General features: G+C 69.6%; 9 protein-coding genes. 8 read left to right on the top strand and 1 reads right to left on the bottom strand.

Annotated features, from left to right (window positions below):
- Positions 1-17 precede the first annotated feature (17 nt).
- From PKD89_RS09485 to PKD89_RS09450, 8 genes are all read left to right on the top strand, one after another.
- Complete coding sequence (locus tag PKD89_RS09485) at positions 18-2,609, top strand: sensor histidine kinase (RefSeq protein WP_289012307.1); 2,592 nt, start codon at positions 18-20, stop codon at positions 2,607-2,609.
- A 46-nt stretch (positions 2,610-2,655) separates the two neighbouring features.
- Positions 2,656-3,351, top strand: coding sequence for a response regulator (locus PKD89_RS09480; RefSeq protein WP_289012306.1), 696 nt, complete (start codon positions 2,656-2,658; stop codon positions 3,349-3,351).
- Complete coding sequence (locus PKD89_RS09475) at positions 3,348-4,208, top strand: DUF4118 domain-containing protein (RefSeq protein WP_289012305.1); 861 nt, start codon at positions 3,348-3,350, stop codon at positions 4,206-4,208. Before PKD89_RS09480 ends, PKD89_RS09475 begins: the two co-directional genes overlap by 4 nt.
- A 234-nt stretch (positions 4,209-4,442) precedes the next feature.
- Positions 4,443-5,852 (top strand): ABC transporter substrate-binding protein, encoded by a 1,410-nt coding sequence (locus tag PKD89_RS09470; RefSeq protein ID WP_289012303.1) that lies wholly within the window; start codon positions 4,443-4,445, stop codon positions 5,850-5,852.
- A gap of 5 nt (positions 5,853-5,857) precedes the next feature.
- Complete coding sequence (locus PKD89_RS09465) at positions 5,858-8,170, top strand: ABC transporter permease (protein WP_289012302.1); 2,313 nt, start codon at positions 5,858-5,860, stop codon at positions 8,168-8,170.
- A complete protein-coding gene (locus PKD89_RS09460; protein WP_289012301.1) occupies positions 8,157-8,909 on the top strand; it encodes an ABC transporter ATP-binding protein in 753 nt (250 codons plus the stop codon). Before PKD89_RS09465 ends, PKD89_RS09460 begins: the two co-directional genes overlap by 14 nt.
- Positions 8,906-9,610 (top strand): ABC transporter ATP-binding protein, encoded by a 705-nt coding sequence (locus PKD89_RS09455; RefSeq protein ID WP_287379748.1) that lies wholly within the window; start codon positions 8,906-8,908, stop codon positions 9,608-9,610. The genes PKD89_RS09460 and PKD89_RS09455 overlap by 4 nt, the downstream gene beginning before the upstream one ends.
- 12 nt (positions 9,611-9,622) lie before the next feature.
- Entirely contained in the window at positions 9,623-10,045 is a 423-nt protein-coding gene (locus tag PKD89_RS09450; protein WP_287379749.1) for a hypothetical protein, read from the top strand.
- Positions 10,046-10,126: 81 nt separating this feature from the next.
- Here PKD89_RS09450 and PKD89_RS09445 read toward each other — a convergent pair whose 3' ends face one another.
- Complete coding sequence (locus PKD89_RS09445) at positions 10,127-10,984, bottom strand: META domain-containing protein (protein ID WP_287379751.1); 858 nt, start codon at positions 10,982-10,984, stop codon at positions 10,127-10,129.
- Between the last annotated feature and the right edge of the window lie 39 nt (positions 10,985-11,023).

Raw genomic sequence — 11,023 nt, 5'->3', positions numbered from 1 at the left:
CTTCGTAGACTTCGCTCGTGAGCCGAGGTCGCCTCCGCATCTACCTGGGCGCTGCGCCCGGGGTGGGCAAGACCTATGCCATGTTGGGCGAGGGGCGCCGCCGCCTCGACCGGGGTACCGACGTGGTGGTCGGCTTTGTCGAAACCCACGGCCGCCGCGACACCGCCGATCGCCTCGAGGGGCTCGAGGTGGCGCCACGGCGCAGCCTCGATCACCGAGGCGCCGAGCTGGAGGAGATGGACCTCGACGCGCTGCTCGCCCGCTGCCCCGAGGTGGCGCTCGTCGACGAGCTGGCCCACACCAATGCCCCCGGGTCGCGCCACGCCAAGCGCTGGCAGGACGTGGAGGAGTTGCTCGACGCCGGCATCGACGTGGTCTCCACCGTCAACGTCCAACACCTGGAGTCGCTCAACGACGTCGTCGAGGCGATCACCGGCGTGCGCCAGCGCGAGACCGTGCCCGACCGGGTGGTGCGCGACGCCGAGCAGGTGGAGCTGGTCGACATGACGCCCGAGGCCCTGCGCCGCCGCATGGCTCACGGCCACATCTACGCGCACGACAAGGTGGACGCCGCCCTCGCCAACTACTTCCGCCCGGGCAACCTGGGCGCGCTGCGCGAGCTGGCCCTCTTGTGGCTGGCCGACAAGGTCGACGAGGCCATGCGGCGCTACCTGCACGACGAGCGGATCGTGGGCACTTGGGAAACCCGGGAGCGGGTGGTGGTGGCCATCACCGGCGCCCCGAGCGGCGACCACCTGATCCGCCGGGCCGCCCGCATGGCGCGCCGCAGCCACGGCGACCTGATCGGGGTGCACATCCGTCCGGGCACCGGGCTGCGGGAGGGCCCCAACGAGGCGTTGCTTGCGCACCGAGCGCTGCTCGCCGACCTGGGCGGCACCTACCACGAGACGACCAGCGACGACGTCGCCGAGGGGCTGGTTGCGTTCGCCGAGTCGGTGCGCGCCACCCAGATCGTGCTCGGCGCCTCCCACCGCAATCGACTGTCCGAGCTGGTGCGGGGCTCGGTGATCAACCGCGTGATCCGAGCTGCGGGCGAGATCGACGTCCACGTGATCTCCCGCAACGGTGGCGCAGAACGGGCGCCGCTGCCGTCGGCGCACCGGCGCCGCAGGTCCCCGCTGTCGCGCAGGCGGCGGGCTGCCGGCTGGGCGCTGGCGGTGGTCGGCCTCCCGCTCCTGACCGTCATCCTCGACGCCGCTCGCAACTCGATCGGGCTGCCCTCGGTCCTGGTGATCTACCTGCTGTACGTCTGCATTGTGGCGGCGATCGGTGGTTTCGGCCCTGCCTTCGTCACCGCACTCGCGTCGACCGCAGCGGCCAACTGGTACTTCACCCAGCCCCTCTACACGTTGCGGATCAAAGACCCAGAGCACCTGATTGCGGTGGCGGCCTTCGTGTCGGCCGGTGGGCTCGTCAGCCTGCTCGTCGCCCGGACCGCCCGACGCACGGCCGACGCTGCCCGGGCGCGGGCGGAGACGGAGGCCCTCGTCGACGTGGTCGGGGCCGATGCCGGCGAGAACGATCCGGTGGCGGTGCTGCTCAGCCACCTGCGCATCACGTTTGGCCAACAGGCGGCGGCGGTCTTCGTCCGCGGCGACGAACGCAGCTGGAGCGTCGTCGCCGTCGACGGACCCGACCCGACAGCGGATCCCGCCGATGGCGAGCGCCTGGAGCTGGGGGAGCACCACCTGCTCACGCTGACGCCGGGCGGTCTGACCGCCGCCGATCGACGTGTGCTGGGGGCGTTCGCCACCCGGTTGGTCGAGGCGCTGCAACGGCGGGTGTTGGAGGCGGCGGCCGGCGACCGAGCCGCATTGGCCCGGGCCGACGAGCTGCGCACGGCGATCCTGCGGGCGGTGTCACACGATCTGCGCTCGCCGCTGGCGTCGATCAAGGCGTCGTCGACCAGCCTTCTTCAGGACGACGTGGACTGGAACGCCGAGCAGCGCACCGAGTTTGCCCGCACGATCGACGAGGAGGCGGACCGGCTGGACGAGCTGATCGGCAACCTGCTCGACATGAGCCGCATCGAGGCCGGCGCAGTCGAGATCATCGTCCGGCCCGTCGGGCTCGACGACGCCATCGCGGCGGCGCTCGCCAGCCTGTCCGAGGCCACCGAACGGGTCGTGATCGAGCTCGACGACGATGCCCCGGCGGCGCTGGCCGACGCGGGGCTCTTCGAGCGGGTGCTGGCCAACATCGTGTCCAACGCGCTCAACCATTCGCCCGCCGACCGCAAGGTCGTCGTTCAGGCGACCAGCCACGACGGCTCGGCGGTGACGAGGATCATCGATCACGGTCCGGGCGTGTCGCCCGAGGCACGCGCCACCATGTTTCAGCCCTTCCAACGCTTCGGGGACGACACGAGCGGGGGAGTGGGCCTGGGGCTGGCGGTGGCCCGGGGCTTCATGACCGCCATGCACGGCGTGCTCAGCGCCGAGGAAACGCCCGGCGGCGGTCTGACCGTGACGCTGTCGCTGCCCCTCGCCGAGCGGAGCGATGCCATGCCGCCGCTCGGCCCCGACCCGGGAGCTCCGGTGTCCGCTGGGCGCACCGCCGGTCGATCGCCACTCGAGGCGACGCCGTGACCAACGTTCTGGTGGTCGGCGCTGTTTCCCGGGCGGGGGTGGCCTCGTGACCACCGTGCTGGTCGTCGACGATGAGCCGCAGATCCGGCGAGCGTTGGCCACCAACCTGCGGGCCCGCGAGTTCGAGGTGGTGCTGGCCGAGTCCGGGCGTGGAGCGCTTCAACTGGCGGCGGATCGTCACCCCGACCTCGTGCTGTTGGACATCGGGCTTCCCGACCTGACCGGGATCGAAGTGATCCACGGCCTGCGCGGGTGGACCGAGGTGCCGATCATCATGTTGACCGTGCGCAGCGAGGAGGCCGACAAGGTGGAGGCGCTCGACGCGGGGGCCGATGATTTCGTCACCAAGCCGTTCGGCATGAACGAGCTGCTCGCCCGCATGCGCGCTGCGCTGCGGCGCACGGCCTCCGGGGGCGAGGCCGTCCCGGTCGTGGCCGTCGGCCAGCTGCGGATCGACCTGGCCGACAAGCGGGTGGAGCGCGCCGGCGAGGCCGTGCACCTCACGCCCACCGAGTGGGAACTGGTCGAACACCTGGTGCGTCACAGCGACCGCCTGGTCACCCAACGTCAGTTGCTGACCGCCGTGTGGGGTCCGAACTTCGACGACGAGTCCGGCTATCTGCGGGTCCACATGGCCAACGTGCGCCGCAAGCTCGAAGCAGACCCCTCCCACCCCCGACACTTCAAGACCGAACCGGGGATGGGCTACCGATTCCTCACCGACGGAGATGACCAGCGATGAACCGCTTCGATCGATTTCTTCAACGCATTCTCGCGTCGATCAGCGCCACCGACTCGAGGCGGGTCGGTCACGGCCGGTTCGAGACGGTGGAGCCGGCCGAGGGCCAGCCGCTCGTGCGGGCCCGGCTGATCGCCGGATACGTCCTGGCCGTCGCCCTGCCGGCGGTCACCGCTGCTGCGACGATTCCGCTGCGCGGCTCCCACACCGGCGCAGCGGCCGTGGTGCTCGTGCTGGCGGTCGTCGTGGTCGCGGCGATCGGCACGACGGGCCCGGCGCTGCTGGCGGCGGTGTGGGCCGGGGTGATCTTCGATCTCCTCCTCACCAAGCCGTATTACCGGCTGGCCATTTACGACGGCGACGACCTGTCCGCTGCGATCTCACTGGTCGTCGTCGGCGTCATCGTCGGGGTGCTCAGCAGCAGGCTGGCCAGCCTGGCCGCCCGCAACATCGCACGGCGCAAGGAACTTCACCAGCTGGTCAAGTTCATCCAGGCTGCCGATGTGGCCTCGTCGATCGACGAGCTCAGCGAGGTGTTGCAGGCCGAGCTGACCGATCTGCTCGGTTTGGCCAGCTGCGACTGGTCGCCCGACGGCCAGGGTGGCGACGGCCCCTGGTTGCTGTCGACCGGCTCGGTGATGGGCCCCTTGGCGGCGATGAACCCCGACCGGGCCGTGCTCCCCGAGGGCCTCGACCTGCCCGTCGAGGTCGGGCCCACCCGGCTGGGCCACCTGACCCTGTCGCCCCAGCCCGGCCGCCGCACCTCGGTCGAGGAGCGGCTGACCGCAGCAACGATGGCCACCGTGTTCGCCGGTGCCGTCGCTCGCCTCCGGGCATCGAGCCTCGAACCGGAGACCTGATTGGCAGCCGCGTGACCTGAAAAGCGACGAAGTGGGGAATGGAAACGACCGCCAGGCGGTCGTTTCCACTCCCCACTTCGGAGTTTTCGAAAGCGTGCGCGAGAACATGTTCTCGCGAGTACGGTGGCGTTCGTCACAGATCCGGGGGGATGCGACATGGAAGTTGGGGGACGACGCAGGTCGGCCGGATTCGGGTCGGGACTTCGCAGGCGGACATCGGCTGCCGTCATCGTGGTGGCCGTGCTGGCCGGCGGCTGCACCCGTGGTGCCGACGAGGTCGAGACCGGCGCGGCCGCACCGGTCGCCGCCGACGGTGCAACCGCCGCCGACGGCAGCACCTCGGGCAACGGTGGAACGCAGGCCCCGGGCGAACAGGCTCCGGCAGCAGGTGACTTTGGCGATCTCAAGGGCGTATGCGGTCCAGGTGACGCCTCGGGAGCGACGGCCCAGGGGGTCACCGACGACGCCATCCAGGTGGGCACGATCGCCGACCCCGGCTTCATCGGCCGCCCCGGGCTGAACCAGGAGATCTTCGACGCAGCCGAGGTGTTCACCTCGTGGTGCAACGACGCCGGCGGCATCAACGGTCGCAAGATCGAGGACGTGGAACGCGACGCCAAGCTGACCGAATACAAGCAGCGCATCACCGAGTCCTGCCAGGAGGACTTCATGCTCGTCGGCAGCGGCGGCGTGTTCGACGAGACCGGACAGGAGGAGCGCCTCCGTTGCATGCTCCCCGAGATCCCCGGATTTCAGGTTTCGCCCGAAGCGCGAGCCTCCGAGCTGTCGGTGTCACCGATTCCAGCCGCGATCGACGAGTTGCAGGTTGGGCTGTTCCGCTACCTGGAGGACGAGTTTCCCGGGTCGACCGACCGGGTGGGCTTCCTGACCGGCAATATCGGATCGTTGGTGTTCGTCGACGCCCAGGCCCAGGATGCCGCCAAGGAACTGGGATGGACCTCGGTGTACCAAGCCCAGTACAACTCGACGGGCGAGGCCAGTTGGACGCCCTTCGCCGAGGCGCTGTCGAGCGACAAGGTGGAGGGCGTGGTCTACACGGGCGAGCCCGAGAACCTGGCCAAGCTGCTTCAGGCGATGGCCGACATCGGCTACGAACCAAAGTGGGTGCTCGCCGGCACCAACGTGATCGATCAGGGCTTCATCGAGGTGGGCGGCGCCGCGGTGAACAACGTCTACGCCGTGGCCTCGATCGTGCCGCCGTTCCTCGCCGCCGACAACCCGGCGACACAGCAGTACATGGACCTGTTCGCCGAGTACCTCCCCGACGGCAAGGACCAGGCCCTGCTCGGCTACCAGGCCTTCTCGGGCTGGTTGCTCTTCGCCACAGCGGTGAAGGAGTGCGGCTCCGATGTGACCCGCACATGCGTGTACGAAGCGGCGCGGGGGATCACCGACTGGACCGGGGGCGGGCTGAACGCAGCGACCAACCCGGGCAAGAACGAGGGCCCCGACTGCATGATGGTCGTTGAGGCCACGCCAAAGGGCTTCGTCGTCCCCGATGACTTCAAACCGACCGATGGGCTGTTCTCCTGCTCGAAGGACAACATCATCAAGCTGACCGGCGACTACGGGTCGGGCACCACCCTCGAGTCGGTCGGCAAGTCGATCGACGATCTCGAGTGACGTGAATGGAAAAGTTTCTGATCTTCACGATCGTCGGCCTCAGCCTGTCGGCGATCTACGCCATCATCTCCAGCGGGTTGGTGCTCACCTATACGACAACCGGCATCTTCAACTTCGCCCACGGCGCCATCGGCATGCTGGCCGCCTTCACCTACTGGCAGATCCGCTTCCAGTGGGGCTGGCCCACCCCGCTGGCCCTGCTTCTGGTGATCGGTGTGGTGGCTCCGCTCTTTGGCTTGGTGCTCGAACGGGTGATCATGTCGGGCCTGGCCGGCACGAGTGAGGCGACCAAGCTGGTCGTCTCGATCAGCCTGCTCGTCGGACTGATCGGCCTGGCCAACCTGATCTGGACGCCGGGCCAGAGTCGACCGATGAGCACCTTCTTCCAGGGACGCAGTCTGGACCTTGGGGTCACGTCGATCACGTATCACCAGGCGATCACCATCGGCGTGGCGATTGCGGTAGCCATCGGCCTGCGCTGGTTGCTGTACCGCACCCGCATCGGCGTCTCGATGCGGGCCAACGTCGACGACAGGTCGCTGGCGCTGCTCAACGGCGCCCGACCCGACCGGATCGCCCTGATCAGCTGGGCGGTCGGCGTCGGGCTGGCGGCGGTCGGCGGCATCCTCATTGCACCGGCGCTGTCGCTCGAGGCCGGGTCGCTCTCGCTGTTGATCGTCAACGCCTACGCCGCGGCGATCTTTGGCCGCCTGCGCTCGCTGCCGCTGACCTTCGTCGGGGCGATGGCGATCGGCCTGACCGAGGGCTACCTGGCCGGGTACCTCCCGGGCGACAACCGGTACCTGGCCGGAATGCGCCCGGCCGCAGCGGTGATCATCCTGTTTCTGGCGCTGCTGTTCGTGCCCAACCCCCGCCTGCGCACCCGCACCCAGCTGCGCGAGTTCTTCCCGTCGCCGTCCCGCTCGGGCACGTTCGTGCTGGCCGGCGTCGTGATCGCCGTCGGGGTCGTGATGGTCACCACCCTCGACTCGGGCAGCCTGATCTCCTACGGGCCGGTGTTTTCGTTGGGGATCGTCGCCCTGTCGTTGGTGCCGCTGGTCGGATTCGCCGGGCAGATCTCGCTCGCCCAGCTGACCTTCGGCGGTATCGGCGCTATCGCCGTCGCCCATCACGGCGGCGGCGGGTCGCCGCTCGGCCTCGTGCTGGCGATGGTGTTCGCCGCCGCGGTCGGGGCGCTGATCGCCCTGCCGGTGATGCGGCTCTCGGGCATCTACCTGGCGCTGGCCACCGCTGCATTCGGCGTGGCGATGGACCGTTGGATCTTCAACCTGCCCGACTTCGACCTGGGTCCGGTCCGCGTCAGCTTGTTCAACGTCAACAGCACGAGCATCGACGCGCTGTCGCTGTTCGGCTACCGCTTCGACACGCCCGGCCGGCAGCTGATGCTGTCGGCAGTCGCCTTTGCCGTCGTGGCGATGCTGGTCGCCGCGCTGCGCTGGAGTCGCTGGGGCCGCCAGCTGGTGGCGATGCGCGACAGCGAGGTGGCCTGTGCCACGTTCGGGCTGGACCTGCGCTGGCCGAGGGTTGGCGTCTTTACCCTGTCGGCGGCCATCGCCGGGCTGGGCGGTGCGCTCTACGGCATGCAGCTGGGCACGGTGTCACCATCGCGCTACGACCTGCTCACCGGCCTGCCGATCTTCATCCTGGTCGTCGTCGGCGGAGCCGGGCTGATCGGCGGCGCCCTGTTTGCCGGCATCAGCCTGTTTGGTCTCATCCCGCTGACCTCCGGCCTGGGGCCGTTGTTCGCCAAGATCAACACGATCACCCCGGGCCTCGCCGGTATCGGCCTGGGCCGCAGCCCCAGCGGGGTGGTGCCGCTGATGTCGGACGGGGTGGCCCCGTTGCGTCGGGATCGTCCGGCGCTGATCGCCATGGTGGCGGCGATGATCGGCGCCTACGCGCTGCGCCTGGCCGGCGTGATCGGCAACTGGCCCTTCGCCGCCTTGGTGGCCGCAGCATTCCTGGTTGCCGGCGCGTTGGCCACCGCACGGGCGTCGCTGGCGGCTGGCCGGGAGCGCGAGGCGGCGCCGCAGCGCAAACTCGCCGATGCGGGCATCGAGTGGGCGGGCATTGCGCGGGCCTGGTCGGCCGCCGACCTGGCGGCGATGAACGAGGAGCTGTCCTTCGACGGGACCGGCAAGGAGGGAGCGGCGTTCGTCCCGGCCCGCACGGGCGGGCCCGAACCCAGAGGTTTGGGGTCGCTCGATGACGGGCCGGGGGTCCGATCGACTGGGAGCGCCGGCGGTGGCAGCCAGGCGGGGCGAAGCGACGAGGAGGTGGTCGGTGGGCGTGCTTGAGGCGACCGATGTCGTCGTGGCCTTCGGGGGAAACCGGGCGCTCGATTCGGCGTCGCTCGTCGCCCCCGAGGGGCAGATCACCGGGCTGATCGGGCCCAACGGAGCGGGCAAGACCACCCTGTTCAACGCCATCACCGGGCTGGTGACACCGTCGTCGGGTCGGATCACCCTCGACGGCGTCGACATCACCCGCAAGTCGATGCACCGGCGTGCGCGGGCCGGCCTGGCCCGCACGTTTCAACAGCTCGAGCTGTTCACGATGCTGTCGGTGCGCGAGAACATCCGGGTGGCGGCCGACATCCATCACCGGTGGGCCCGCCATGCGGGCGACCCGGCTGCGTTCACCGAGCGGGTCCTCGATCGCGTCGGCCTGCGCGACGTGGCCGACGAACGGGTCACCACGCTGTCGACGGGCCATGGCCGGCTGGTCGAGCTGGGCCGTGCGCTCGCCTGCGAGCCGAGCGTGCTGCTCCTCGACGAACCGGCGTCGGGCCAGAACGATGCCGAGACCGCCCGCTTCGGGCAGCTCCTCGTCGAGCTGGCCGGCGATGGCACGACGATCGTGCTGGTCGAACACGACATGTCACTGGTGATGGAGGTCTGCGACACGGTCAACGTATTGAACCTGGGCCGCATGCTCATCAGCGGACCCCCCGCCCAGGTGCAGGCCGACCCGGCAGTGCTCGAGGCCTACCTTGGCGCTCCTCAGCCGGATCAGCCCAAAGCGGGTGCTCGATGAGTGGGAGTCCGCTGGTGGAGCTGCGCGGCATCCACGCCGGCTACGACGGGATCGATGTGCTGCATGGGGTGGACCTGGTGGTCGGCGCCGGCGAGGTGATGGCGATCCTCGGGCCCAACGGCGCCGGCAAGTCGACCACCCTCAAGGTGCTCGCCGGCCTGCTGCCGGCGTCTGCTGGCGACATCAACATCGCCGGGCGCCGGGTCAACGGCGCCAGGGCCGACGACCTGGCCCGGCGCGGCCTGTGCCTCATCCCCGAAGGTCGGGGCATCTTCCCCAACCTCACGGTGCGGGAGAACCTGTGGATGATGACCCACCGGGGCCAGGACCGTGCCCGCATCGAGGAGCGCTCGATCGCCCGGTTCCCGCAGCTGGCCAAGCGGATCGATCAGACCAGCGGCACCCTCTCCGGCGGCCAACAGCAGATGCTTGCCATGGCTCGCGGGCTGGCGACCGACCCGGCCCTGTTGGTGCTCGACGAGCTGTCGATGGGGCTGGCGCCGATCATCGTCGACGAGCTCTACGCCACCGTCGCCCAGGTGGCCGCCCAGGGCACCTCGGTGCTGCTCGTCGAGCAGTTTGCCCGCATCGTCATCGACGTGGCCCACAGGGCCGCAGTGATGGTGCAGGGCCGCGTCGTTGAAACCGGACGGCCCCACGACATCGAAGAACGCCTCTCCCAGGCCTACCTGGGTGGATGAAGGAGAAGCCCTGTGCCCGAGAACCCTGTGCCCGAGAACCCTGTGCCCGAGAACCCTGTGACTGCCGAGAACCCCGAAACGGGCGAGGGTATCAACCGGGTGGAACAGTTCAGCGCCGAGATCGCCGACATGGCGCTGCCCGGCACCGCCAGCGGTCGCGACCGTGCGCTGCTGTGGGTCGGCGCGGCGCTGATGATCGTGGCGGTCGTCATGGTCATCGTCGCCTACTTCATCGGTCACAGCACCACCAACCCGCTGCAGCAGCGCGACGCCATCGTCAGCGCCCTGATCGGGCTCACGCTGGCCGTCGTCGGCGCGGCGCTGTTCGTCCGCTACTCCCTCGCCCAGTTTCTGCGGTTCTGGATGGCCCGCCTGTCGTTCGACTCCGCCACCGCCACCGACCGGCTGGTCGACGCGCTCCGTGAACGGGACTGAGTTGGACGAGCGGGACTGAGTTGGGCGAACGTCCAGTCCGAACCAACGGGACTGACGCCATGGCCGTGACGCGGCGGCGGACTATCCCTCTGCAGCCCGGTCGGCCACGATCAGGATTTCGCCCTTGTCGTTGAAGATCGTCAGCTGCTCGCTGATCTCCACCCGGGCCGCAGCGTTGAGCGCCGCTCCCAGCGCATCCTCCTGCTCCATCAACCCCTCCGGGTCCTCGCAGGCCATCAAGGTGCGCTGCCCGTCGCCGATCGACAGGGTTGAACCGTCGAGCTCCCAGGTGCTCCCGATCTTGTTGCAGCCGGCGTCTGCGCTGAGTGTGCCGTCGTCGGCGAATTCGATCGTCGGGGTGGTGCCCTCGAGCGGGGTGGCCAGCGCGTCGTCGGTGGCCAGGTTGACGATCTCCCAGGTTCCCACCAGCGCGGTGGCGAGGTCCTGGGTATCGAAGACCAGGTCGACGTCGTCACCATTGGTCAGGGTCAGCCGGTCGCCATCGACGGCGACGCTGTCCACCTGCTCGAGCGCCGTGAGGAAGGCGGTCTCAGCCTCGTTGGTCGCCGGGTCGCAGGCCATCCTGGTCGTGGCGATCGGTCCCAGCGCAACCCGGTCGCCGTCGATGGTGAACTCGGCGTTGTAGGTGTTGCACGGGGCCCGACCCGACATCCGGCCCGACTCGACGGCGAGTGTGACGCTGCTGCCCCCGGGGATCGGCGGAGTGCTTCCAGCGCCGTCGAGGACCCAGGTTCGTTCGTCGAGCGCTTCGCTCAGGTCTCCCGCCCCGCCGGCCTTGTCCGGGGTGGGATCGTCGTCGGAACCGCCGCAGGCGGCGAGCGCCCCAGCGGCGAGCATCAGGGCGAGGGCCAGGCCCAGCGGGCGGCGCGCCGCCGTTCTGATTGGGAGGAGTCTCTGGGAGGTCGGGCGTGAGGCCATTCCCGGGACGCTAGCGACCGAGGGCCGCTCCGGGGTTCC

Origin of the sequence: Candidatus Neomicrothrix sp., assembly GCF_035329545.1 — a bacterium.
GTDB classification, from domain to species: Bacteria; Actinomycetota; Acidimicrobiia; order Acidimicrobiales; family Microtrichaceae; genus Microthrix; species Microthrix subdominans.
Note: the sequence above shows the minus strand (reverse complement) of the source record. Positions and strands in the feature narration are given on the sequence as shown.